The sequence below is a fragment of the Cohaesibacter sp. ES.047 genome (assembly GCF_900215505.1).
Taxonomy (GTDB): Bacteria; Pseudomonadota; Alphaproteobacteria; order Rhizobiales; family Cohaesibacteraceae; genus Cohaesibacter.
This window is the reverse complement of the sequence record NZ_LT907844.1, coordinates 399,937-424,922: the sequence shown is the minus strand read 5'-3', so window position 1 is coordinate 424,922 and position 24,986 is coordinate 399,937. Positions and strand designations below refer to the sequence as shown.

Here is a 24,986-nt window from a genome sequence, read left to right as displayed (position 1 = left end):
CAGATCGCCGGATCGTGATGTCTACTAATTGGACTATACCAATTTACAAACCGGAATAGACCATCATAGGAACCATAATAGGAAACTGTCCATGGCCGAAGCCGAGCAACCGATCTACAGGCAGATCGCGACCTCTCTGGAAGCGGACATCACCTCTGGAAAATTGAAAGAGGGTGACAAGCTGCCGTCCGAGCGTGTGCTGGCGGAGCAATTCGGTATCTCGCGCATGACGGCCCGTCAGGCCATGCGCGAACTGACGGCAAAAGGCATTCTGGTCACCCGGACAGGGCATGGCACCTTTGTGGGCCAGCCGCAGATTCAGCAAACCCTGACAACATTGACCGGCTTCAGCGAACAGATGGAGCCGCTGGGCTATGAGCTTTCCAGCATCGTCATCAGTTCGAGCCTGTCGCAAGCGGACAATGCCTGCGCTGCAGCCCTGAAACTGACCCAGACCGCTCAGGTCCACCGCCTTGTTCGCGTTCGGCTGGTGGATGGCAAGCCGCTGGCCATCGAGACCACGGAAGTGCGCGCAGATGTTGCGCCGGGTCTATTGGACAAGGCCGATTTCTCGCACGAGTCCCTATACTCTATTTTACGCGCAAGCTTCGACATTGTGCCGACGACGGCTGAACAGGTGCTCGAAGCCGCACAAGCGTCCCCCGATGTCGCACGCACCTTGCAGATCAAGGCAGGAGAGGCGCTTTTGAAGCTGACCCGCCTCACTTTCGATGCCCAAGGTGAACCCTTCGAATATGTCCGTTCATTCTATCGTGGTGACAGCTTCGCCATGAAAGTCAATCTCACACTAGGATCCCCCAAGAACCAATGACAAATATGACCGATGGCTATTTCGATGCCCTGATCGACCGATTGACCGCTCTCAAGAGCGCCACAGAGCCTGCCATGAAAGCGGCAGCGGACGCTATTGTGAAATCGGCACGGTCCGATGGCCGCATCTACATCTTCGGTACCGGTCATTCACACATGATGGCCGAGGAAATGCACTATCGGGCAGGCGGTCTGGCAATCACGGTGCCCATTCTCGCAGCGCCGACCATGATCCATGAAGGCGCCATTGCCGGAACGAAATACGAGCGCCTTGAGGGGATCGTGTCGCCGATCTTCGAGCGCTACAACATCCAGCCCGATGACGTCCTCGTCGTCATTTCGAATTCGGGCGTCAATGCCGCTCCCATCGAGGCCGCCCGCATCGGCCGGGACATCGGCTGCACGGTGATCGGTCTGACCTCGCTCGATTATTCCACTGCGTCTGCCAATGGCCGCCAGCGCCTTGCCGACCTTGCCGACATCGTCATCGACAATGGCGCACCTCCGGGGGATGCCATCATGTCGATCCCCGGATCGGCACTCAAGGTGGGGCCAGTGTCCACGGCAATCGGCATGACCATCCTCAATGCCATCTTCGTTGAAGTGGCGACCCAGCTTGCATCCGATGGCGATGCACCAATTTACCTGAGCGCGAACATGCCCGGCGCGAAGGAAATAAACCAGAAACTGGTTGAGCGCTACAGAGCGCGAAACCCCCACCTATAAAAGCAATAATAACAAGGCACGACATCTCCACCAAAGAGGGAACATCAACATGAAGAGATTAATGGCACTACTGGCCGGAGCCACATTGTTGGCTCCCGTGGCAACACTGGCAGATCCGGTCGAAGTCACCGTTTGGCACATGGAACAACCCCCGCAGCGTGTGGCGCGCATTCAGGAATTGATCGATGCCTTCAACGAGGCCAATCCTGAAATCGTCGTCAAACAGGAACCGCAGAACTGGGGCGAAATCTACGCCAAGGCCCCGGCAGCACTGGCGGCGGGAGCCGGTCCGGACATGCTGTTTGCAATCCCGGACTTCACGCCCATTCTCAAGGATATTGGCGCGCTCGCCGATGTGTCCGATCTCGTCAAGGAGCTCGACGAGAAACACGACTTCATCGATAGCGCGGTCGAAGCCTATACCTATGACAACGGCACATGGGCGGTTCCGCTCTATAACCAGTCGATGAACCTGTGGTATCGCAAAAGCGTCTTCGAGAAGGCCGGCATCGAGGTTCCCAAAACATGGGAAGAATGGACCGCCGCAGCCAAGGCCCTGAGCAAGGATGGCATGTATGGCATCGGGCTGCCGGCCAACAAGCAGCTCTACACCGACCAGACTGTCTATTCGGTCATGGTCAATGGCGGGGCGTCCGAGATCTACAACGAAGACGGCTCTCTGCGCTTTGACAATCCAAAGACGGTTGCCGCCTATGACTATTATGCCAACCTGCAGAAACTCTCCCCGCCGGACAGCCCGTCCTGGACCTGGGGCGAAGCGGAAGCCTGTTTCGCGGCCAACAGTTGCGGCATGGTCATGCAGTTCACGGTGATCTCGACCTATGACACCCAGACCGATGGCGATGCATCCGATCTCGGCGTTGCCGCGATTCCTCATGCCGCCGATCAGGACGAGCATGCAACCATCGCCTATCCGAACGCCGTGATGATGCTCTCCACGGATGAGGCAAAGGCTGAAGCCTCCAAGAAGTTCGTCAGCTTCATGCTTGAGCCGGAAAATTATGGCCGGTTGCTGAACATGGAACCGGGCCTCTTCATGCCGTTGACTGCAGATGGTGCAAAGGCTGAGAGCTTCTGGCAGGATCCGACCGTCCAGAAATACAAGTCGCAGATTGAAACCGTGATCGAAAACTCGAAAAACGGCAAGCTGTTTGGCTTCACCAGCGGACGTGTCTTCCCCGCCATTGCTGCGATTTCGGCACAGAACCTCATCGCCGAGACGCTGCAGAATATCACCGTCAATGGCATGTCGCCTGCCGAAGCCGTCGCTGCGGGTCAGGCGCACATGAAAGACGTTTCGCAGTAAGCAACAAACAGTAGGCAACAAAGGAGCGCTGGATGCGACACTCTCGACTATATGCCGCGCTGTTTGTCGGACCGGCGTTCATCGTATTGGCGGCCATTCTCGGATGGCCGCTGATCTCCGCCATCATCCTCAGTTTGCAGGATGTGCGGACCATTGGATCGGAAGGTCATTGGGTGGGCCTTGCGAACTATGAGAAAATCATCAGCGGAACCAAGTTCTGGAGCGCCAGCTGGCTCAGCCTGGTCTGGGTTCTGGCCAATGCCGCTCTCCAGACCCTTCTGGCTCTGGCTGCGGCGCTGGTTCTCAATCAGAAATTCCCGGGCGTCCGTGTTGCCCGGACCTGGATCATCCTGACCTGGATCGTGCCGACCGTCGTGGTCGTGATGATCTGGCGCTGGTTGTTTTCCACCTCCGGCGGCATGATCAACCCGATGCTCATGCAACTGGGGATCATCGATCGGCCGGTTGGCTTCTTCGCCACACCAGAAACCGCGATGTCGACACTCATTTTCATCAATTCCTGGCGCTGGTTCCCGTTTATCGCGCTGATGATGCTGGCGGGCCTGACGCGCATCCCGGGCGATCTCTATGAGGCAGCCCGCATTGACGGGGCCGGAGCTGTCAAACGGTTCACCCGCATCACATGGCCGCTTCTGGCTCCCACTCTCGGGGTGTTGCTGGTGATCGGCACGCTTCTGTCGTTCAACGTCTTTGACATCATCTGGCTGCTCACCAGTGGTGGCCCTGCTGGCGGCACGCGCACCCTGCCGGTGTTGATCTATGAAACCGCCTTCAAGGGCTATCGCCTCAGTGAAGCCTCGGCAGTTGCCGTGCTTGCCACCATCATTCTCATGATCTTTGCCCTCTTTGCCACGAGGTCTCTGGCGGATGCGGGAGAAAGCCGATGAAGCGCTCACTTTTATGGAATGTCGTACTGGCGCTGGTGATTTTCTTCTTTCTCGCCCTGATCCTTATGCCCTTCTGGTGGGTGGTCAGCGGATCTGTGAAGTCGCCACAAGAAATCATTGCGCGTGTACCGACGATGGTTCCGAATACCTTCTCGCTTCAGCATTACCAGAAGCTCTTGAACCAGTCCGATTACATGACCTACATGGTCAACTCGATCTCGGTGGCGACCTTCTCGACACTCATCACCCTTTTGCTTGCAGTCCCCGCTGCATATGCGTTCTTCCGCCTCAAATTTCCGGGGCGGGAGACGCTGTTTCGGATCATCCTGCTCGCCTATGCCTTTCCCAGCATCGTCGTGCTGATCCCGCTGTTCGGCATGTTTGCAAAACTTGGCCTGATCGACACCAGAACCGCATTGGTGGTGGTCAACGTCACCTTTGCCTTGCCCTTTTCGATCTGGATGCTGCGCTCCTTCTTCAGCTCAGTCCCCTTGGAAATCGAGGAAGCCGCCATCATGGACGGTGCGCCGCCCCTGATCATCCTGCGCCGGATCATGATCCCCTTGATCGCTCCGGGCATTGCCAGTGTCGGCATTTTCGCGTTTGTATCCGCCTGGACCGAATATGTCTTCACCTCGGTGATCATTCTTTCGGATGCCAACCGGACGGTGCCCGTCGGCTTTTCCGGCATCATCGGGCAATATCAAATCGACTGGGGCCTTCTCCTCGCAGGGGCCAGCTTTGCAACGCTTCCCGTCATCCTTCTGTTCGCCCTGATCGGTCGCTGGTTTGTTGCCGGCCTGACGGAAGGCGCAGTCAAGTGATGCATTCTTGAATCATACTGGACTTATTCATGGCTAATCTGGAACTCAAAAAAGTCGTCAAGAAATTCGAGAAGACCGAAGTCATCCGGTCGGTGGATCTTGAGGTCAAGAGCGGCGAATTTGTCGTCTTCGTCGGCCCCTCCGGCTGCGGCAAGTCAACACTCCTGCGCCTGATTGCCGGGCTTGAAACGGTCACGTCGGGAGCGGTCGTCATTGATGGTGAAGACGTCACCAAAAAGGAGCCGTCCGACCGCGGCATTGCGATGGTCTTTCAGACCTATGCCCTTTATCCGCACATGACGGTCGAACAAAACATGGCCTTTGGTCTGGAAATGGCCGGCATCGACAAGACGAAGCGCACGGCGCTGGTCAAGAAGGCCGCGGAAACCCTGCAGCTGGAGCTCTATCTCAAGCGCAAGCCAAAGGCTCTGTCCGGTGGGCAGCGTCAACGCGTGGCGATCGGCCGGGCCATCGTCAGGGAGCCCAAGATCTTCCTGTTTGATGAACCGCTGTCCAACCTTGATGCCGAATTGCGGGTTCAGATGCGCCTCGAGATTGCCCGCCTGCATGCCGAGCTTGGTGCAACCATGGTTTATGTGACCCATGATCAGGTTGAGGCCATGACCCTTGCGTCCCGTATCGTGGTCTTGCGCGATGGCTGCGTGGAACAGATCGGAACGCCGGACGAGCTATACAGCAATCCGGACAATGTCTTCGTTGCCAGCTTCATCGGCTCCCCCAAGATGAACATCATCGGCGCAAAGGTCACCGGACGGGCAGACAATGGCGCGGCCCTTGTCTCTGTCCCGGAGCTGGGGGTGGAAAATCTGGCGGTGATGCCGCGCGATCGTTCGGCGCAGTTGCCACCGGACGTGCGCATCGGTATTCGGCCCGAACATTTCGATACCGAACCGGGCGAAGCGAATTTCACGGTGAAATGCGCCGTGATCGAAAAACTGGGGGGCGTCTCCTACGTCTATACCGATACGGGCCGCGAGAATGCCCTGACCATCGAAATGCGCGGCATGACCACGCCGATCAGGCCGGATGACAATCTGGATCTGTCCATCAGCGGCTCTGATTGCCTGCTGTTTAGCACAGGTGGCGCGCGTCTTTGAGGCGGCGTTCACGCCACCAATGGATAAGCAAACTTGCCTCATTCTCGCCTCAGCGATGATGTCGCATGGTCTAAGGATAAAAACGGGTGCCTATAGCCCGGACGCCACAGCGACCGGGCCATGGCACCCAACACCTGACCATGGAGACACACGACATGAATGCGACCGTGACGAAAAGCCTTCTTGCCGTCGGCCTGATTGCAGGCTTCGGCTCCATCGCCATCCCGGCGCAAGCCCAGACTTTCAACACCCGCCCACCAAATGCCGACAATCAAAGCCCGGCTTTCAAGGGCCAGACCAGAGCGCCGATCCTTTCTGACGGCGTCACCCTCAAGCGCGAGGTGATCGCCAATGGGCTCGATCATCCCTGGGGTATGGACCAGTTACCCGAAGGCCGCTGGCTGGTGACTGAGCGCCCCGGCCAGATGCGGATCATCGCGCCCGACGGGACCAAGTCGGACCGCATCGGTGGCCTGCCGGAGGTGGATGCCCGCGGTCAGGGTGGTTTGCTTGATGTCACCGTCAAGGACGATTTTAAACAGACGCGCCGCGTCTGGTGGAGCTATGCCGAGCCACGCGGCAACGGCACCAACGCCACGGCAGTGGCAACCGGCACCCTGTCCGAAGACGATAGCCGCATGGAAAATGTCAAGGTTATCTTCCAGCAGCAGCCACCATGGCGTTCGACCTATCATTTCGGCTCGCGACTGGTGTTTGATGAAAGCGATGCCTTGTTCGTGACCACCGGCGAACGCTCTTTGGAGGAGCCACGCCAATTGGCTCAGGATGTCGGTACGACCATCGGCAAGGTGGTACGCATCAACCCGATGGGAGGCCCGGCTGATGGCAATCCCGAGATTGATGGCGGTCTGCCGGAAATCTGGTCTTATGGCCATCGCAACCTGCAAGCCGCAGCTCTCGATGCGGACGGCAAGCTCTGGACCGTTGAACATGGCCCCAAAGGTGGTGATGAACTCAACCAGCCCAAACCCGGCCTGAACTACGGCTGGCCGGTGATTTCGTATGGCATCAACTATTCCGGCGCACCGGTCGGAGAAGGCCTGACCGCAAAAGACGGCATGGAACAGCCGGTTTATTACTGGGATCCGGTGATTGCCCCGTCCGGCATGGTCTTTTATGACGGAGACATGTTTCCGGCCTGGCGCGGTGATGCCTTGATTGGCGGATTGGCCAGTCGAGCGCTCGTCCGGCTCGAAATCGAGGACGGCAAGGTGGTTGGCGAGGCACGTTATATCGAGGGAAATGCCCGCATCCGCGATGTTGATGTCGATGCCTCGGACGGATCGATTATCGTTCTGACCGATGCGGACCGCGGAGCCCTCATAAAGCTGACACCGCGCTGAAGGGCATGAACAGACGATAGGCACACGGCCGCTTCGGACACCCGAGGCGGCCTTTTTCATGACCAAAGCTCAGCCAACAGTTTGATACAAACGGATACGTTTGACCATGAACGAATACCGTTCTTGGGTTGCGACGGCTTTCCAAATACCGCTATTTTAGAAAATAAGAATATAATAGCCGTTTCATTCTGACCTGCGACAAGCCCCGAGAAGAGCCTTTAACGAGAGGACCGCCATCATGGGCATACTGAAGAAGCTTCTCTTCCTTCCGCCGATCGCGCTTGCAGTCGTTCTGTTCATGATGTCCGGCAAGTCCGCAAAACCGCCAAGAGCGGCCTCGGACAAACAGGAGAAGGCGACGCCGGTCAAGGTCATCGGAGCCAAGTCCATCACGGTGACGCCCTCGGTGAGCGGATATGGCCGGGTTCAGCCCGCCCGCGCTTGGGAAGCGGTGGCTGAGGTTGCCGGACCGGTTGTCTGGACCGCGGAAAATCTGCGAGACGGGCTGTTGATCGGCCAAGGCACCGAATTGTTGCGCATCGATACGCGCGAGTATGAACTGGGGCTGGCGCAGCTCGATGCAGAGCGCGAAGCCCTTGATGCCAGGGACCGCACCAATGAGGCATCGCTCCGGATCGAACAGCGCGCCCTTGATCTGCTCAAGGAAGATCTCAGCCGCAAACAGACCTTGCTCAAACAGGGCTCGACCTCGCAAGCCATGGTCGACGCTGCCGAACGGGCGATGCTCACCGCTGAAGCGAAGGTGCAGACGCTTTTAAGCAACATCAAGCTCAATGAGGCCGAGCGCAATGTCCTGAAGCAAAAGCGCGAAATCGCTGCGCTCAATGTGGAGCGCACGGTCATCAAAGCACCGTTTGATCTGCGCCTCGGGACGGTCGATATCGCGCTGGGGCAATATGTCAACAAGGGCGAAAAGCTCTTCTCCGGCGATGGCATCGCCGTTGCCGAGGTGGTGGCCCAATTCCCGGTTGGAGCCCTCAGCCCGCTGTTGGGCAAGACCGGCACCCCCGGCGCGGCTCTGGGAACGCTCGCCGACGACAAAAAAGCGGTCTCGGATCGCCACGCCCTGCTCAAGGCCAAGGTGCGCCTCAACACACCAAAAACCACCGTTGAGTGGGATGCGGTGGTGGATCGCGTCACGGCGACTATGGACCCCAAGACCCGCACACGAGGCATCGTGCTCAAGATCGAGGATCCTTATGGGCAGGCGACTCCCGGTCAACGCCCGCCTCTGGTCCGCGATATGGCCGTTGAAGTGGTGCTGATCGGACCGCCCAGAAAGGGCATGATCGCTCTGCCAGCCCTTGCTGTGCGCAAAAGCAAGGTAATGATAGTCGACGATGAAAAACGCCTGCGTTTTATCAGCGCTAAACCAGCCTATATTCAGGGCAATATCATTGTGCTGAAATCCGGTGTCGAGCCCAAGCAAAAGGTGATCGTCTCCGACATGCCATCGCCCGTCGAAGGAATGCTGCTCAAGCCCCGCCCGGACAAGGCACTGCTCGCGCGTGTCATCGCTGAGGCGACCGGCAAAAGCCAGAGCAAGAGCAAGGGAATGTGATCGTCATGATCCGCTACTTTGCCCAGCACCCGACGGCAGCCAATCTCCTGATGGTGGCAATCCTGCTGGTCGGTGCCCTGTCCCTGCCGCGCCTGCAAAGGGATACCTTTCCCGTCACCGACCCAACCGAAGTCGAGGTCCGGGTCAATTATCCCAGCGCCACGGCCTTGGATGTCGAGGAAGCGGTCTGCCTGCGCGTGGAGGAAGCCCTCGGCGTCATTCCCGGCAAAAAGGAGCTGACCTGCGAAGCACGGGAAAATCTGGCCATTGCCGTGGTCACCATGCATGAAGGGCGGGATTTCGACACTTTCTACAATGATATCAAGAGCGAAATCGAAGCCATCACCGGCTTTCCCGATCAGGTCGAGCGGCCAACAGTCACCAAGATGGAACGCACCGCGACCATTGCGACCATCGCCATCACCGGCATCGAGGATGAGGCAGGCCTGTTCGCCTATGCCAACGGCGTTCTCTCTCGCGTCCTGCGCAACAAGACCATCGCTCAGGCAACCCTCAAAGGCTTTGCCGATCCTCTCATTGATGTACGGGTGTCCGAGACGGCCCTACGCGATCTGGGTCTCAGCATCACCGATGTGGCTACCGCCATTAGAAACCAGAGCATCGACCTGCCTGCAGGCACTCTGCAAACCGGTAGTGGCGATCTGGTGCTGCGCTATGCGGATCAGCGACGCAAGCCGCACGAATTTGCCGATATTGTGATCAAGAGCACACCGGATGGCGGTATCTTGCGCTTGAGGGATATTGCGACCGTTGCGAAAACCTTCGAATTTGCTGAAGACAAGGTCACCTTCAACGGCAAGCAGGCGGCGCTGATCGAGATTGCCAAGACGCCCAATCAGGACACGCTGAAGATCAAGGCGCTGATTGATACAATCCTGCAAAAGGAGCGCGCAATCGCGCCTCCCGCTGTCGGCCTCGAGATCTCGCAGGATGTCTCCCCCAACATCATCGACCGCCTTCGCATCCTCACGGTCAATGGTGCGCAAGGTCTGGTGCTGGTCTTTCTGACCATGTGGCTGTTCTTCTCCTTCCGCTACAGTTTCTGGGTTGCCATGGGCTTGCCGGTTTCCTTTCTCGGGGCGATTTTCATCATGCAGGGACTGGGCTACACGCTCAACACCATGACCATGGTTGGCCTGATCGTATCCGCCGGGTTGCTGATGGATGATGCCATCGTCATCTCCGAGAATATCGGCGCGCGCCTGAAGAAAGGCGACAATGAGCTTGATGCAGCCGTCAACGGCACGCTTCAGGTCATGCCCAGCGTCGTCTCATCCTTCCTGACAACCATCCTCATCGTCGGCCCGCTGGCTCTGATGGCGGGTAAGATCGGGGCGGTGCTGAAAGTGATGCCAGTCATTTTGGTCATCACGCTGGCGGTGAGCCTCGTTGAAGCCTTTCTCATCCTGCCATCCCACCTCCATCATTCGCTGAAAAAACAGGGTGCCAACAAACAATCCCGTTTCCATGCTGCATTCGAGCGCGGCTTTGAAGGCTTCCGCAACGGGGTCTTTGCACACGCCATCGCGTGGGCGATTGCCTGGCGCTATCTGACCATCGGCCTTATCATTGGCCTGTTGATCCTGTCGGCGGCGTCGTTCCCCAGCGGCTTGCTCAAATTCCGGTCCTTCCCGAAGCTGGAAAGCGACACCATTCAGGCGCGCATCCTGATGCCGCAAGGCACCCCCTTGGCCGAGACCCAAGAGGCCGTTCAGCAGGTCGTGGCTGCACTGAAAAAAGTGAATGAGGAATTCAAGCCGATCCAGATCGAGGGTCAGGAGCTGGTCAACAACATCCTCGTCTATTACGGCGTCAATGCGGATGCCAACGAAAAAGGCCCGCATCTGGCGACCATCAGCGCCGATCTGCTCCGGGCGCAACAGCGCGAGGGGGATTTGCGCGAAATGCTGTCCCGCTGGCGCAAGTTGACCGGCCCGGTCGCGGGCGCTCTTGCGATGAAATTCACCGACAAGGAACGCGGCGTTGCAGGCAATGCCATCGATATCCGGCTCAAGGGCAACGATCTTGAGCAGCTCAAAGCGGCAGGCAATGACCTCAAGGCGTTCCTCAATGGCTATGAAGGGGTTGTTGATGTCCTCGATGACCTCAGGCCCGGCAAGCCGGAATTCATCGTCACCCTGCATGACGATGCCGGTGGCCTCGGCCTCACCGCAAAGTCGGTCTCTGAAGAGCTTCGGGCGATTGTGCAAGGGGGAACCGGTCTTGAAATTCAATCCGGCAGCTACGGCATCGACGTGCGCGTGCGTCTGGCAGAAGGCGCGATTGATAGCCGAGGCGGCATCAACGACATCTATGTTACCGCGCCGGATGGCTCCAAAATCCCGCTCGCCACGGTGGCCGATGTGCGCGAAACCCGCGGATACGCAAGGATCAACCGGGTGGACGGCCTCAGGACCGTCACGGTTCAGGGGGCGATCAAGGCCAATGTCGTCAATGCCCGCGAGCTGATGATGGTGACCCGTTCCCAGTTCCTGCCCAACTTGAAGAAAACCTATCCGGGCGTCTCGGTCGCCTTTGTCGGACAGGGCAAGGAAGCCTCCGCCACCGGTGCCTCACTGCTCACCTATGTGCTCATCGGCATTGCCTTCGTGTTCATGCTCTTGAGCTTCCAGTTCAAGAGCTATGTTCAGCCCTTCATCGTGCTGGCGGCAATCCCCCTCGGGGCCATCGGCATGGTTATTGGTCATCTTGCCATGGGGCTGGACCTGTCGATCCCCAGCCTTGTCGGCCTTGCCACTCTATCGGGCGTGGTGGTCAACAATTCGATCCTGCTGGTCTCTTTCATCCGCGAAGAAATGGCCGCTGGCATGGATCCGATCGAGGCGTCCTGTGCGGCGGCAAAGGCCCGTTTCCGCGCTGTGGTGCTGACCTCGCTGACCACCATCGCAGGCCTGTTGCCCCTGCTGGCAGAGACAAGCACACAGGCACAGTTCCTGATCCCGCTTGTCAACAGCCTCGCCTTCGGTCTGTTCACGGCGACGGTCCTGTCCTTGTTTCTTGTTCCCAGCCTCTTCGCCATTCTGGCGGATTTCGGGCTGGTAAAGGCAACAGGCGAACGCAGCGTCAAAACGTGATGGCTCTGACCCGGTCCTTGTCTTCTTCCAGCGTGAGGCTGCTTTCGGCATGAACCAGTGCTATCGCTGCCTGATTGTGTGCCGCCGCAGAGAAAGCATTCTCCCCGATCTCGCTCAGGGCTTTCAGAACCTTTCGAAGTCTCATTTGCACCTCGACCTGACCGGCACCATCTCTTGCGATCAGGTGGAAGGAATCATCAAAAAGATCGACGCTTCGGAGTGGCGGCACATGGATATTGGGAAAGGACACATCGTCACTGTCACTATCGTGGTCGGCATCGTTCGACTGTTGTTTCTGCGACCACAACGTTAGCAGGCGTGCTTGCCTGCCGATGATGTCAATCGCGGTTCCCGGATCATTGACGCCGGGCGACAGGGCACGAATGGCGATTTCGCTGAGCACACAAAGACCGAATCTGGGATCCTGATCAAAATTTCGTTCGTTGCCGATGGTAATGGCGTTCTGGACCGCGGCGCGGAAATGCTCGATGTTTTCCTTGTCCTTTTTGCTCGCGTCCAGTGTTATGTAGGCCAGATTGGTATTGAGAAACACGAAGGTTCCCGGTGTTGCAGCTAGAAAGATTTCTCCACCGGCTTCGGTGGCGCAATTGGAAAGGCGTTGCAGGTCGACATGCTGGATATAGCCGGTTGATTCGGAGAAAATACCGATTGCCCAAGCGGGGATCGCGTCCTCGTCAAGCAGCGCTCTTCCGCCAAGATAAGGGGCTGCAAGCCGTGTCAGCATCGCGTTTTTCGTTGCCTGCTCAACCCTGTCGGCAGCTTCTTCAACCCTGCCGAGCTTGGTGAGATAGTCGATCCAGCGCAACAGCGACAGGACCACCAGCGCGATAACCAGTACCGTGACCGCGAACAGGACGATCCTGCCTTGTGGGCCGTAGGCTCCCGCATTGAGCACCACCAGCCCGACCATGCTGAACAGAAAGGATCCGATGAAGGAGGACAGGGCATTCTGGGAGGAGTGATCCTCGATCAGAAGCCGCGTTGCGCGCGGCGTTGCATTGCTTGTTGCTGTGTTGAAGGCGGCGGTCATGACGCTGAGCGAAAAGGTCGTCACCGTCAGCATGCTTGAGGCGATGATCGTCAGAATATTCTCGATCGCATCCGCGCCAATGTCGAACTTGATCGGCAGGGTGGGCAGCTCGTCCACCAAAGACGCAAGGCCCGCAGCGCAAATACCCAGAAAACCAATCAGGGCTGCACGCACCCAGAGGCGTCGTGTGAACTGCAAGAGAATCCAGTGCCATTTGGACATGTGCCGCTCTCCCTTTTCGAGCGAACGCCCTACGGGTTCGCAACCACCCCATAGTGCATACTTCTGCAAAAGAAGTCTCGCCCGATTGAAAATTAATTCAGATTCAATCGGGCCGCATGCATGTCGAAATGATCAATGAGCGCCTGACAATTGTGGCTGAGTTGGTCGCCACGCGGCTTGATCACCGAATAGCCAAAGCGGCTCTCGATCGTGATCGGTCGCACAATACCGCCCATCCGCTGGTGATCTTCCGCGGTGAAGCCATCGACGATGCCTGCGCCCACCCCGCGGATCACCAGCGCAGAGACAATCTGGGACAGGTAGGAGCGTGTCTTGATGCTGGGCGGACGACGCATGCGCGCAAACAGCCGGTTGAAGATGCGCCCCGTGATGGTTGATTCGTCAAAGGCGACAAAATCTATGTCTGCAAGATCATCAAGCGTGACGATCAGCTTTTCTCCATAGGGGTGATCGGCCGGAGCGATGAAGCGAAACGGCACATCTCCGGTCATCACCACATCCACCTCGTGCTTGTGCTCCGTCGGGATGCCAAAGCCGACCTGGCACTGCCGCATGGCGACCTGCCGCACCACATTCAGTGTTGTCATCGACAGCGAGTCTACCCGAAACTCCGGACGCTGCAGCAGCAGCTCCGAGATGACGGTGCACAAGACGGTCTGTGCGAAGGCGGGGGCCGCCGCGATGCGCAGGGTCGAGCGGTTGCCACTACGGATTTCCTCCGCCGCCTCGGCAATCTGCCTGAGGCCGACAAAGCTGCGCTCCACCTCCTTGATCAACTCGTAAGCCTCTGGCGTCGCGATGACTCTGCTGCCGTGCCGGGTGAAGAGCGGGATGTTGAGGTCGTTCTCCAAATCGCGGATAAGACGGCTCACCGCAGGCTGTGAAACACGCAATTCCTCCGCTGCGGCAGAGACGCTTCCGGTCAGCATAACAGCGGAGAAAGCTTCCAGTGCTCTTTGTGATAAACTATTCATTATAACAATTTCACATATTAAAGATCAAATTTTGTATTTGCCTTATAAAATATTTGCCGTCAGGCTGACAATAAGAAAGTTTTCAGGAGGTCATCGTGACAGAAGCAGCAATCGACCAAGCCGTCCCCGCAGACAAGGATGTGGTCATCATTGGTGGAGGCGTTGTCGGCATTTGTGCGGCAATTTACCTCGCAGACGCGGGACTTTCCGTTGCTGTGTGCGAAAAGGGCACGGTCGGGGCCGAACAATCCTCGCGCAACTGGGGCTGGATCCGCAAGGCCGGGCGCGACTATCGCGAACTTCAACTGATGATCGAGAGTGCCAAACTCTGGGGCCGGCTTGCGGCAGATGTCGACGAAGACATCGGCTATGGAATACGCGGAATCTCTTACCTTTCGGAGACCGAAAAGGAACTCGACGAACACCGCAAATGGCTGAAAGACAACGAAGGCTTTGATCACGGTTCACGCCTGATAACGCGCGACGAGGTAAGTGAAATCCTCGATCGCACGGACCATCCCTTCATCGGTGGACTGCATTCTGCTGACGACGCCACCGCTGAGCCGTCGCTGGCTGTTCCCGCCTTCTCCCGCCTCGCTCAAAAGAAGGGCGTCACAATTCTTGAGAATTGCGCCGTCCGTACGGTCGAAAGCGAGAGCGGTCAGGTGACGGGCGTCGTCACCGAACATGGGCCGATCAGCTGTCGCTTCGCCGTCATGGCCGGAGGTGCCTGGGCGCGGACCTTCCTTGAAAACATGGACATCATCATCCCGCAGCTTGCGGTCAAGGGCAGCGCCATGCGCACGACGGAAGCTCCCAATATTCTGGAAGGCGCAGCCGGTGCCACGCGGGCATCGATCCGTCGCCGCAAGGATGGCGGCTATACCGTTGCCAAGAGCCGGACGGCCGAATTTCAGATCATCCCCGCCGCTTTCCGTCATTTCGTCAATTTTGCCCCCGTCATGATGGACCGGCTTGGTCTCGTCAAGCTCCGTGTCAGCAAACAATTCTTCGGTCCGCTCGGACATCATCGCTGGACATCCGATGAAAAGACCCCGTTCGAGGAAATGCGCACTCTCGATCCCGAACCGGACATGAGCCTGATGGGCAAGGTGATCAAGGAAGCCAAGGCCCTGCATCCGGCCCTCAAGGATGTCGAAATCGCTGAAGCCTGGGCAGGCATGATCGACGTCATGCCCGACGAGGTGCCGATTATCGAAATGACGGATAAGCCGTCGGGCTTTGTTATCGCCACCGGGCTATCCGGTCATGGTTTTGGCACGGGGCCGGGTGTCGGCAAGCTGGTGCAGCAAATCATTTGCAGCGAGGAGCCGATGGTCGACATATCCCCCTTCAAATCCGCTCGCTTCACATAAGGATGTCTGAATGAGTGAACGCCCCCCTTTCCATCCAGACGTTATTGTCGTCGGCGCCGGCATCACGGGCCTGTCGGCGGCTGTGGAACTGGCCGAAAGCGGGGTGCGAACCAGACTGATCGATGCCTATGGCCCGGCGGCCATGGCCTCTGGCTGGACGCTGGCGGGTGTGCGCCAGTCGGGCCGGGATCCGGCCGAGCTGCCAATGGCGAAGAAAGCCGTTGAAATCTGGCAAACTCTGCATGAAAAGCTCGGAGCCGAAACCGGCTATCGCCAAGAGGGCAATCTGCGTCTGGCCCGCACTGAAGCGGAAGTGGTGGCCATTCGTACCCTCGTCAAGCAACAGTCCGATATCGGCCTTGATCTGAGGTTCCTTGACAACCTTGAAGACATTCGCGCCATTGCTCCCCCGCTATCCGATACCGTGCTGGCGGCCTCCTACTGTCCGACGGACGGTCATGCTGATCCGCTAATGGTGGCCGAGGCCTATCTGTCGCGTGCCAAAGCGTTGGGCGTTGAAATCATATTTGGTGAGCGCGTTACGGCTCTGACGGTCTCTCAAGGCAAGGTGACGGGTCTTGTCACCGATGCCGGCAGTCATGCCGCCGGGGCCGTTCTACTGGCCACAGGCTTTCTGAGCAATCGCCTGCTCGAGCCTCTGGGGACGACGATCCCCTTGCGCCAACCCATGGTAACGGTGATCCAGACCGCGCCCGCTGAACCCCAGCTTTGCCCCGTTCTTGGTGTTGCCAATGCCGATATGGCGGCCCGGCAGGAGCTTTCCGGGCGCTTTCGCGTCACCAGCGGCATGGAAACATGGCCCGGAACCCTCGTTGAAGAGAACGGCAAACCCGCAATACGTCCCTATGCCCGCGCCATCGAGGCGACAATTAGCAAGGTTGCCACGGTTCTTCCCGTCCTGCATGATCTGGAAATCGAAAAGATCTGGGCCGGAGCGCTTGATCTCACGCCGGATGCCTTGCCGGTGATTGATGTCGCGCAAGGGTTTGACAATCTGATGATTGCCGCGGGCTTTTCCGGGCATGGTTTCGGCATTGGTCCGGTTACGGGGCCGTTGGCAGCCCAGAAGCTCATTGGCAAAAAGCCGGATCTTGATATCGACGCCTTCAGGCTGGATCGATTTGATTCCCTGACCGGTGCCGAAGCGACCCTGACCTTGCATGGGTGAGGGCATCAGATGACAAAGGGAGACACAGATGCTTGAGCCGAACGGACGTGTGATCATGATATCGGGTGCCAACCGCGGCATTGGTCTGGCGGTGGCAAGGCAACTGCTCGACAAGGGCTTTTGTGTCAGCGCGGGCGCCAGAAGCATCGACGCTCTGGGCGAAGCCTTCGCCGGGGCGGATTCGGACCGCTTGCTCTGCTCACCTTATGATGCCGCCGACCGCAACAGCCATGAGGCCTGGCTTCAAGCGACCATCGATCGGTTTGGCAAGCTCGATGGCCTTGTCAACAATGCCGGCACCAGCAACACCTTTACCATCGAGGCGGGCGACGAGGAAGAGCTCGATACCCTCTGGGCAATCAACATCAAAGGGCCGTTGTTTCTCACCCGGATCTGCATGCCCCACCTGAAGGCTGCCGGAACCGGGCGTGTGATCAACATAGCCTCTCTTTCAGGCAAACGTGTCCGAAATGAAAATGTTGCGTATAATATGACCAAGCATGCGCTCATCGCGCTCACCCACAACACGCGCCGGATCGGCTGGGATCACGGTGTCAGGGCGACGGCCATCTGCCCCAGTTTCGTTGCGACGGATCTGACTGACGATGTGGCCAAGGTCAGCAAAGAAGAGATGATCCAGCCAGAAGATTTTGCCGAAGTGGCCGCGCTTGCGTTGTCCCTTCCCAATACTGCCTGCATGGCGGAAATGATCGTCAACTGCAGGCTCGAGGACACCTTCTGAGAAAAGGTGCCTCACACAATTCAAAACAAACAAAACAAACAAAACAAATAACAAAAACACCAATCACCAACACCAAACGATAAACATCACCACCAGGGGAAGAAAGTCATGAAGTTTAGATACGGAATTGCCTTAACCAGCATGCTGTTGGCCAGTCAGGCCATGGCAGCTGGGACCACGCTCAACGTCGGCATGGGGGTTGCTGATGCGGGCAAGCTCGATCCGCATGTTGCTACCACCACATCGGACAAGGGCCTTCTATACTGGATGTTCAACGGTCTTGTGCGCATCAAGCCCGGTGAGGCCAGCCCCGAATTCATCGAACCCGATATCGCCAAGAGCTGGACCAAGAACGAGGATGGCACCGAGTGGGTCTTTTCCCTGCGCGATGATGTCGAATGCCACGGCGACTATGGCAAGATTGACGCCGAAGACGTTGTCTATTCGCTCGAACGGTCCGCCAATCCTGATTTCTCAGCGTTCGCCAAGGACTATACGGCCTTCGAAAGCGTCGAGGCCACCGGTCCGCTCGAAGTCACCATCAAGCTGAAGAACCCGGTTCCCAGCCTCTTGGGCCTGCTTGTGCCCTATCACGGCGGCAACATCGTCTGTAAGGATGCGGTCGAGGCCTTGGGCGACGAATATCAGCGCTCGCCGATCGGCACCGGTCCTTTCATGTTCGCTGAATACCAGCCACAGCAATATGTGAAGCTGGTTGCCAACCCGGAATATTTCCGCGGCGAGCCCAAACTCAAGGAAATCTACTACCGCTATATCCCGTCCGACGCGTCCCGTGATCTGGCGTTCCAGTCTGGCGAGATCGACATGATCTACGGCAAGCAGGACCAGACATGGGTCGAACGCATTGCCAAGTTGCCCAACACCAAGGTCATCGTCATGACGCCGGGCGAAATGAGCGTCTTGCACCTCAACATGGCCATGCCGCCGCTCGACAATATCCTTGTGCGCAAGGCTTTCGCCCATGCGGTCAACCGGGATGCATTGCTCCAGTTCAAGGGTCCGGATGTCACCCTTGCAGCCTGGTCTCCCGTGCCTGAAGGCTATCTGGGCTACACCGGCGATGTACCAAAGTATGAATATTCCATCGAAAAGGCCAAGGAACTGCTGACCGAAGCCGGCTTCCCTGACGGGGTCACCATCAAGGCGATCCACACCACGCTTCCGGGCATGTTGCCGACCATGGAAGCCGTTCAGGCACTGGTGCGTGACGCCGGAATCAATCTCGAAATCGAGACTGTCGAACACGCCACCTTCCACGAACAGATCCGCAAGGACATGAGTCAGGTCACCCACTATGCCGCAGCCCGTTTCCCCGTTGCGGACACCTACCTGACCCAGTTCTTCCACTCGGACTCCATCGTTGGAACTCCGACGGCGGTGACCAACTTCTCGCACTGCGATGTGGCAGACAAGGAAATTGACGCCGCTCGGGTCGAGACCGACAGCGCCAAGCAGATCGAGCTCTGGGCTACCGCTCAGAAAAAGATCATGGAAGAAGTCTGTGCTGTTCCCATTCTTCAGGCTCTCCAGCTCTGGGCATGGAACGACAAACTTGACCTTGGTGTCGACGTGAAGGGGTCATTGAACCTGTCCCCACCCGTCACCGAAATGGCGACCTTCACCGAATAAAGACCATAACCGCCCGGCTCCGCCATCCTGTGGAGCCGGTGCGGCTGAAGACGTGGAGTCACCATGACTGTATTCATTCTTAAGCGGCTCGGCTTTGCGTGTGTGACACTCTTTGCCGTACTGACCATTGTTTTCTTTATTGTTCGCATTCTGCCGGGTGATCCCGCAATGGCCATTCTGGGCGATCAGGCCAACGCGGCCGCGCTGGCCGCCATGCGTACCCGGTTGGGGCTGGATGCACCGATGTATATCCAGTATTTCGACTTTCTCAGGGGTGTGATCGTCGGTGACTGGGGTGTTTCCATGGTATCCGGTCGTCCGGTCATCGAGGAAATTCTCAAGGTTCTGCCCTCGACCATCGAGCTGACCCTTGCGTCTCTCGTTGTGGGCGTCGTCGTCGGCCTGCCGGTTGGCATCTGGTCAGCGGTTCGTCGCAACAAGTTGCCTGATTATGTTGCCCGGATCGCGTCTTTGCTGGGGCTTTCCTTCCCGGCGTTTGTCTCTGCCATCCTGCTCCTGTTGCTGTTCTCCATTCAGCTCAGATGGTTCCCGGTCATCAGCTCCGGGCATGGCGACACGTTTCTGGAGCGCCTGAGAGATCTTGCGCTGCCGGCCATCAACCTCGGCCTCATCATGGCCGCCTACATCACCCGCGTCTCCCGTTCGGCGATGCTGGAGGTGCTCAATCAGGATTATGTCCGCACGGCGCGAGCCAAGGGCATGGCTTTCGCGGTCATTCTGTGGCGTCACTGCCTGCGCAATGCGCTTATCCCTGTCGTCACCGTTGTCGGGCTTTATCTCGGCATTCTCATTGGCAACTCCGTTCTCACCGAGATTGTCTTCAACCGTCCCGGTCTTGGCAAGCTGATCGTCGGCGCGCTCAACCAGCGCGACTACACCATGCTGCAAGGCATGATGGTGATCTACACTTTGCTGGTGGTTCTGGTGAATCTGATCACCGACCTCACCTATGGCCTGATTGACCCGAGGATCAAATACTCATGACGTCTCAAATCAAATCCAAGGCCGAATCTACGGTCAGCCAGCCCAGCGACGCGGCCTATTTCCAACTGGTGGTCAAATCTTCGCTGCTCGGTGTCTACAAGGCCTTCAACACCAACAAGACCTCTTGGGTCGGGCTTGGCGTCTTTGTCTTCGTCTGTCTTCTGGCCCTTCTGGCCCCTTGGATCGCACCCTACGATCCCATCGACCAGAATATCCTTTACCGCCTCAAGCCGCCCAGTCAAGCCCACTGGATGGGCACGGACTTTTATGGCCGGGACACCCTGTCGCGGATCATGTGGGGCGCGCGGATTTCCCTGACCATCGGCTTGCTGGCGATCGGCGCGGCGCTGATCATCGGCACCATTATCGGCCTGATCTCGGGCTATTTCGGAGGGCGCATCGATATCCTTATCATGCAGGTCATGGACGTGCTGTTGGCGTTCCCCTCGCTCATCCTCGGTCTCATCGTCGTTGCCATGCTTGGCCCCTCGATCTCCAACCTCGTGATTGCGATTTCGCTCACGGCCATTCCGCCCTTTGCCCGCATCGCCCGCGCCCCGACCATCTCGATCAAGAGCCGCGAGTTCGTCGAGGCCGGTCACGCGCTTGGCTATTCGCACAAGCGCCTGATGTTCGTGCACATCCTGCCCAACATCGCCCCGGAAGTGCTGGTGATGGGCTCTTTGTGGCTGGCAACAGCCATCCGTGTTGAAGCCTCGCTCGCCTTCATCGGCCTTGGCGTCAATCCTCCGACAGCCACTTGGGGCGGCATGATCCGCGAGGGCTTCGAGAATATCCTCGACAGCTTCTGGCTGGCACTCTTTCCCTCCATTGCCATTCTGGTCGTGGTCTTTTCCCTCAACCTTCTGGGTGACGGTTTGCGCGACGCGATTGATCCGCGTCTGAAAGGTGAACAATGAGCGAAACCATTCTCGAGGTCGAAAATCTGACCACCTCCTTCTCCGTCGATGGAAAATGGCAATCCGTCGTTCGCAATCTCGACTTCACCATCGACAAGGGCGAGACCGTCTCCATCGTTGGCGAATCCGGGTCGGGCAAGTCCGTCACCGCCCTGTCGATCATGCGGCTTTTGCAGGAGAATACGTCCCGTATCGAAGGATCTGTGCGTCTCTCCGGCAAGGAACTTCTGACCCTTGACGAGCCGGCTATGCGCGATGTGCGCGGCGGTGATATCGGCATGATCTTTCAGGAGCCCATGACCAGCCTCAATCCGGTCATTCGCACCGGCTTTCAGGTCGCTGAAGTGCTCATGCGCCATCGGGGCATGGACCGCGCGGCGGCAGAGGCCGAAACCTTGCGGTTGTTCGATCTGGTGCGGATTCCGGATGCCAAGAAACGCATGCAGGAATATCCCAACAGCTTCTCTGGCGGGATGCGTCAGCGTGCGATGATCGCCATGGCGCTGGCCTGCCAGCCCAAGCTGCTGATTGCCGACGAACCCACCACCGCCCTCGATGTGACCATTCAGGCCCAGATCCTCGAACTGATCAAGGCCCTGCAGGATGACATCGGCATGGCGGTGATGTTCATCACCCATGACATGGGTGTGGTGGCCGAAATTTCCGATCGCGTCGTGGTGATGTTGCGCGGCGACAAGGTCGAGGAAGCCGAAGTCGCGCCGCTCTTTGCCAACCCGCATCACAATTACACCAAGATGCTGTTGGGGGCCGTGCCGCGCCTCGGCGGTCTGAATGAGTCCCAGACGCCGCGTCGGTTTCCAGTGCTGGATGAAAATGGTGCTGGACCCGAGCCGGACAACGAAGAAGACAAACGCGGCAGACCGATCCTTGAGGTGAAGAATCTCTCCACCCAGTTCAAGGTTCACGGCGGCCTGTTCAATCGTTTGGTCGGCAATGTCCATGCGGTGGAGAATGTCTCCTTCACCATTCGCCGCGGCGAGACGCTGGCGCTGGTGGGCGAATCCGGTTGCGGCAAATCCACGACCGGTCGGTCGCTGCTGCGTTTGGTGGAGCCGGTCGAGGGAGACGTGATCTTCGAAGGCCAGAACATCACCCACGCCAAGCAAGAAGAATTGCGCAGCGTGCGCCAGCGCATGCAGATGATCTTTCAGGACCCCTACGGCTCCCTCAACCCCAGAAAGACCGTTGGCTCGGCCATTGCCGAACCCATGCGCGTTCATGGCATCCGCACCGCATCAGAGGCCAATCGCCGCGTTGGCGAACTGCTCGAACTGGTTGGCCTTGCGCCCGAACACGCGCTTCGCTTTCCCCATGAGTTTTCGGGTGGCCAGCGCCAGCGCATCTGTATTGCGCGCAGTCTCGCGCTGGAACCAAGCCTCATCGTGGCCGACGAATCCGTCTCCGCCCTCGATGCCTCGATCAAGGCGCAGGTGGTCAATCTGATGCTGGAGCTGCAACAAAAATTCCGCCTCAGCTATCTCTTTATCAGTCATGACATTGCGGTGGTGGAAAGGATCAGCCATCGCATCGCGGTGATGCTCCTTGGTGAGATTGTCGAGATCGGCCCGCGTGACGAAATCTTGCGCAATCCGCAGCATCCCTACACCAAGAAGCTCATCGAGGCGGTGCCGATCCCCGATCCGCTGCTTGCCAAGGAGCGCAGCGGCCTCATCACCGACGAACTGAAAAGCCCGGTGCGTGCGCCAGACTGGGTGCGGCCCGAGCGCAAGCTTGTGCCCGTGGGGGAAGATCATCTCGTGCTTGACCACTGACTGGCACTTTGGCTGGATATGGATCTTGCATCAAAAGGACATTTCAGGTGCTAAAGAGGCATTGGCCACTTGAAAAGCTGACGTATCTGGTTTTTGTTCCTGTCATATCCAGCCAACAGGCAGGCTGCCCGTCCCCCCCAATCGTCTGGGCAGCCTGCCACATTTTTCAAGGAAGACCCCATGTCGCACGCCCCACTTGACCCGGCCATTGCCGCAAAACGCCTTGATTCTCTTCGCTCGCGCATGAAGCAGACGGCAACCAATCTGGTTGCCCTTGGTCCATCGAGCCACATGGCGTGGTTGTCAGGCGTCAATCCCCATGGCGATGAACGTCCCGTGCTTCTGATTGTCACCGCTGATTTCTGCGGTTTCCTGATGCCGGCGCTCAATGTGGAGTCCGCGCGCGCCTCAACCGATCTGCCCTTCTTCACCTGGAGCGACGATGAAGGCCCTGCAGCTGCCCTTGAGGCCTTGCTCGAGGAGGCAGGAGCAAAGAAGCCGGGCCTTTCGGTCGTGCTCGACGAGACCATGCGGGCCGACTTCGCGCTCTTCTTGCTCGATGCTCTGGATAGCCCCAAGCGGCGGTTTACCGAGGACACCATCGGCCTGTTGCGCACCTTGAAGGACGAAGATGAATCCCGCCGCATCAAGGCCGCACACCTGCTGAATGATGCAGCCGTGGCCGCGGCCTTTGCCAGCCTCAAGGTCGGCATGAGCGAAAAGGATGTCGAGGATCTGATCGCCGCCCATTACAAGAAAAACGGCGCAGAAATGGCCTTTTGTGCCATCTGCTTTGGTGAGAATTCCGCCTATCCCCATCACAATTCGGGCAACACGACCCTTAAGGACAATATGCCGGTGCTGATCGACACAGGCTGCATCCTTGATGGTTACCCCTCCGACATGACCCGCACGGACTTCTTCGGCACGCCTGACGAGGAATTCTGCAAAGTCTTCTGTGTGGTGGAAGACGCTGTCACGGCTGCTCTTGCCGCCGCCAAAGCTGGCGCCAAGGCGCAAGATGTTGATCTTGCGGCCCGCAACACCATCGCCGCTGCGGGGTATGGCGACTATTTCCTTCATCGCTGTGGCCATGGTCTTGGCATCGACATCCATGAGCCGCCCTATATCACGGCGACGTCGGACCGGGTGCTGGAAGAGGGCAACGTCTTCTCCATCGAGCCGGGCATCTATCTGGCTGGTCATTTCGGGGTGCGTCTTGAGGAAATTGTCATCCTTAAAGGGGATGGCTGCGAGATCTACTCCGAAATGTCCCGCGCCATGAAACTGCAGGATTGATCAGCTAGCAAACTAAGGGCAGACGGCATTGCTTTTGCCGATCTGCCCTTTCTGTATATTCCCTTATTATATCTGGCGATTGACGCTAGAGCCGTCTCCTAGTAATTTGTGATCACAATTTTAGAACCAACTTTATGTCATTCCGCAACCCGGCAAAAAACACATGACTGAAACTTTCACGCTCGGCATCCTGGAAACGGGACGCCCACCCGAAGAATTGGCAGATGGCTATCCTTCCTATGCCGAAATGTTCGCCCGGATGGTGGGGGCCACGGCACCGGACCATTGGGACTATCAAACTTATTGTCCGCTCGATGGTGAGTTGCCAGCAAGCCCGACGGACTGTCAGGCATGGCTGATCACGGGCTCCAAATTTGGCGCCTATGAGGATTACCCCTGGATCCATGCGCTCAAGGACTTCATTGCCAAGGCCTATCAGGCGGGCGTGCCGATGGTGGGTATCTGCTTTGGCCACCAGATCCTCGCCGAGAGTCTTGGGGGGAAGGTGCTCAAGTCCGACAAGGGCTGGGGCGTTGGTCGCCATGGCTACCACTGGCAAGGTGAGGCCCCGGACTGGATGGCGGCGACTGATCTGGGGGACAAGGATGACTTTTCGATCCTCGCCTTCCATCAGGATCAGGTGGTCACCCAACCGCCAGAGGCAAAGGTCATTGCCAGCAGTGAATTCTGCGAATACGCCGCCCTCGCTTATGGAGATCAGGTCATTTCCTTTCAGGGCCATCCCGAATTTGGTCCCGAATTTGTCGCGGACTTGATTGAGAGCCGCCGCGACGCTGTGCTGGGGGATGATGTGGCGGATCTGGCCATGACATCGCTTGAGACCAAGATTGACAAGGACGCAATCGGCGAAGGAATCGTCGCCTTTCTCAAGGCGCGCGAAGAAGACTGGAAACAAAAAAAGGCCGCTAAGGCCTGAACACGCGACAG

General features: G+C 58.0%; 20 protein-coding genes. 18 read left to right on the top strand and 2 right to left on the bottom strand.

All coding sequences use genetic code 11. From position 1 onward, the window contains the following. Positions 1 to 91 precede the first annotated feature (91 nt). The 9 genes from CPH65_RS01750 (at position 92) to CPH65_RS01710 (ending at position 11,796) form a co-directional block, all read left to right on the top strand. Positions 92 to 832, top strand: coding sequence for a GntR family transcriptional regulator (locus CPH65_RS01750; RefSeq protein WP_096171869.1), 741 nt, complete (start codon positions 92 to 94; stop codon positions 830 to 832). After that, positions 829 to 1,557: an SIS domain-containing protein gene (locus CPH65_RS01745; RefSeq protein ID WP_096171868.1), complete on the top strand. Its 729-nt coding sequence runs from the start codon at positions 829 to 831 to the stop codon at positions 1,555 to 1,557. Before CPH65_RS01750 ends, CPH65_RS01745 begins: the two co-directional genes overlap by 4 nt. A 49-nt stretch (positions 1,558 to 1,606) precedes the next feature. Beyond that, positions 1,607 to 2,884, top strand: coding sequence for an ABC transporter substrate-binding protein (locus CPH65_RS01740; RefSeq protein ID WP_096171867.1), 1,278 nt, complete (start codon positions 1,607 to 1,609; stop codon positions 2,882 to 2,884). Between the two features lie 32 nt (positions 2,885 to 2,916). Further along, the gene (locus CPH65_RS01735; protein ID WP_096171866.1) at positions 2,917 to 3,792 is read left to right on the top strand and encodes a carbohydrate ABC transporter permease; all 876 of its coding nucleotides are present in this window, start codon (positions 2,917 to 2,919) and stop codon (positions 3,790 to 3,792) included. After that, positions 3,789 to 4,616 (top strand): carbohydrate ABC transporter permease, encoded by an 828-nt coding sequence (locus CPH65_RS01730; RefSeq protein ID WP_096171865.1) that lies wholly within the window; start codon positions 3,789 to 3,791, stop codon positions 4,614 to 4,616. Before CPH65_RS01735 ends, CPH65_RS01730 begins: the two co-directional genes overlap by 4 nt. Positions 4,617 to 4,645: 29 nt before the next feature. Next, positions 4,646 to 5,734, top strand: coding sequence for an ABC transporter ATP-binding protein (locus tag CPH65_RS01725; protein WP_096171864.1), 1,089 nt, complete (start codon positions 4,646 to 4,648; stop codon positions 5,732 to 5,734). Between the two features lie 155 nt (positions 5,735 to 5,889). Then, positions 5,890 to 7,098 (top strand): PQQ-dependent sugar dehydrogenase, encoded by a 1,209-nt coding sequence (locus CPH65_RS01720; RefSeq protein ID WP_096171863.1) that lies wholly within the window; start codon positions 5,890 to 5,892, stop codon positions 7,096 to 7,098. Between the two features lie 238 nt (positions 7,099 to 7,336). Further along, a complete protein-coding gene (locus CPH65_RS01715; RefSeq protein WP_096171862.1) occupies positions 7,337 to 8,680 on the top strand; it encodes an efflux RND transporter periplasmic adaptor subunit in 1,344 nt (447 codons plus the stop codon). Between the two features lie 5 nt (positions 8,681 to 8,685). Then, positions 8,686 to 11,796, top strand: a complete 3,111-nt coding sequence (locus CPH65_RS01710) for an efflux RND transporter permease subunit (protein WP_157747448.1) — start codon at positions 8,686 to 8,688, stop codon at positions 11,794 to 11,796. Here the strand turns inward: CPH65_RS01710 and CPH65_RS01705 are convergent. Both CPH65_RS01705 and CPH65_RS01700 read right to left on the bottom strand, forming a co-directional pair. Next, on the bottom strand, positions 11,786 to 13,069 hold the full coding sequence (locus CPH65_RS01705) for a DUF2254 domain-containing protein (RefSeq protein WP_096171860.1): 1,284 nt from the start codon (positions 13,067 to 13,069) through the stop codon (positions 11,786 to 11,788). The two genes, CPH65_RS01710 and CPH65_RS01705, sit on opposite strands and share 11 nt — an antisense overlap. Positions 13,070 to 13,161: 92 nt before the next feature. Further along, complete coding sequence (locus CPH65_RS01700) at positions 13,162 to 14,064, bottom strand: LysR family transcriptional regulator (RefSeq protein ID WP_096171859.1); 903 nt, start codon at positions 14,062 to 14,064, stop codon at positions 13,162 to 13,164. Between the two features lie 95 nt (positions 14,065 to 14,159). Here CPH65_RS01700 and CPH65_RS01695 point away from each other — a divergent pair, with 95 nt between their 5' ends. The 9 genes from CPH65_RS01695 (at position 14,160) to CPH65_RS01655 (ending at position 24,975) form a co-directional block, all read left to right on the top strand. Then, positions 14,160 to 15,440, top strand: a complete 1,281-nt coding sequence (locus CPH65_RS01695; RefSeq protein WP_197703935.1) for an FAD-binding oxidoreductase — start codon at positions 14,160 to 14,162, stop codon at positions 15,438 to 15,440. 10 nt (positions 15,441 to 15,450) lie between these two features. Next, positions 15,451 to 16,629, top strand: coding sequence for an FAD-binding oxidoreductase (locus tag CPH65_RS01690; protein ID WP_096171858.1), 1,179 nt, complete (start codon positions 15,451 to 15,453; stop codon positions 16,627 to 16,629). Between the two features lie 28 nt (positions 16,630 to 16,657). Beyond that, entirely contained in the window at positions 16,658 to 17,371 is a 714-nt protein-coding gene (locus CPH65_RS01685) for an SDR family NAD(P)-dependent oxidoreductase (protein ID WP_096171857.1), read from the top strand. A 108-nt stretch (positions 17,372 to 17,479) separates the two neighbouring features. Then, positions 17,480 to 19,021: an ABC transporter substrate-binding protein gene (locus tag CPH65_RS01680; protein ID WP_096171856.1), complete on the top strand. Its 1,542-nt coding sequence runs from the start codon at positions 17,480 to 17,482 to the stop codon at positions 19,019 to 19,021. Between the two features lie 63 nt (positions 19,022 to 19,084). Further along, the gene (locus tag CPH65_RS01675) at positions 19,085 to 20,026 is read left to right on the top strand and encodes an ABC transporter permease (RefSeq protein WP_096171855.1); all 942 of its coding nucleotides are present in this window, start codon (positions 19,085 to 19,087) and stop codon (positions 20,024 to 20,026) included. Next, on the top strand, positions 20,023 to 20,946 hold the full coding sequence (locus CPH65_RS01670) for an ABC transporter permease (protein ID WP_096171854.1): 924 nt from the start codon (positions 20,023 to 20,025) through the stop codon (positions 20,944 to 20,946). Before CPH65_RS01675 ends, CPH65_RS01670 begins: the two co-directional genes overlap by 4 nt. Further along, positions 20,943 to 22,739 (top strand): ABC transporter ATP-binding protein, encoded by a 1,797-nt coding sequence (locus CPH65_RS01665; RefSeq protein WP_096171853.1) that lies wholly within the window; start codon positions 20,943 to 20,945, stop codon positions 22,737 to 22,739. Before CPH65_RS01670 ends, CPH65_RS01665 begins: the two co-directional genes overlap by 4 nt. Before the next feature lie 180 nt (positions 22,740 to 22,919). Next, complete coding sequence (locus CPH65_RS01660) at positions 22,920 to 24,038, top strand: Xaa-Pro peptidase family protein (protein ID WP_096171852.1); 1,119 nt, start codon at positions 22,920 to 22,922, stop codon at positions 24,036 to 24,038. A gap of 163 nt (positions 24,039 to 24,201) precedes the next feature. Further along, a complete protein-coding gene (locus tag CPH65_RS01655) occupies positions 24,202 to 24,975 on the top strand; it encodes a gamma-glutamyl-gamma-aminobutyrate hydrolase family protein (protein ID WP_096171851.1) in 774 nt (257 codons plus the stop codon). Positions 24,976 to 24,986 lie beyond the last annotated feature (11 nt).